The sequence below is a fragment of the Pseudonocardia sp. EV170527-09 genome, assembly GCF_008369905.1.
Taxonomy (GTDB): Bacteria; Actinomycetota; Actinomycetes; order Mycobacteriales; family Pseudonocardiaceae; genus Pseudonocardia.
In genome coordinates, this window is record NZ_VRMC01000298.1 from 1 (window position 1) to 607 (window position 607).

The 607-nt window shown below is 64.4% G+C and carries 1 protein-coding gene; it reads left to right on the top strand.

Translation table 11 applies throughout. The annotated features are described in order from the left end of the window. Nucleotides 1–404: 404 nt before the first annotated feature. Nucleotides 405–607, top strand: a 203-nt coding sequence (locus tag FVA95_RS29205) for a transposase (protein ID WP_149666932.1), incomplete at its 3' end; no start/stop codon positions are given.

Here is a 607-nt window from a genome sequence, read left to right on the forward strand (position 1 = left end):
CAGCAACGACTGAACACCCGACAAGGGGGTCAGTCCCAATCCGTCGTTACGGGGTTACTCCCAACCCGCCGTTGACACATGGCCGCTGCAATGACGACAAATCCGGCGCCGAGACGACGAACTCGGCGTGCAGCCGGAGCCCCGTCCATCTGACTGAACGTCACAGCACCGTCTAGTGTCCTGAGTTGTTAATGGTTTTATTGATCTGGGTGCAGTAGTGGGCGAGGCTGTCGAGGATCTCGTTGGCGGTTTTGGTCCACACGAACGGTCTCGGGTCGGTGTTCCATGCGGCGATCCAGGCGTCGACGTCTGAACCGCCCCGGTGTGTCCGGAGACTGGTTGGCCCCGGGTTCGGTGGAGTCGGGTAGCTGGAATTCTGGTCGCGTGACCCTGAAGGAGGGGGCGTGGGCAGGCGTGGGTATCCGCCGGAGTTCCGGCGCAAGGTGCTCGATCTCGTCGAGGCCGGCCGGCCGGTCCTCGACGTGGCGCGGGATCTCGGGATCAGTGCGCAGTCGATCTACACGTGGCGCCGCCAGGACCGGATCGACAAGGGTCTGCAGCCGGGCCTGACCAGCACCGAGAAGGCCGAGTTGACCGCGGCGAACCG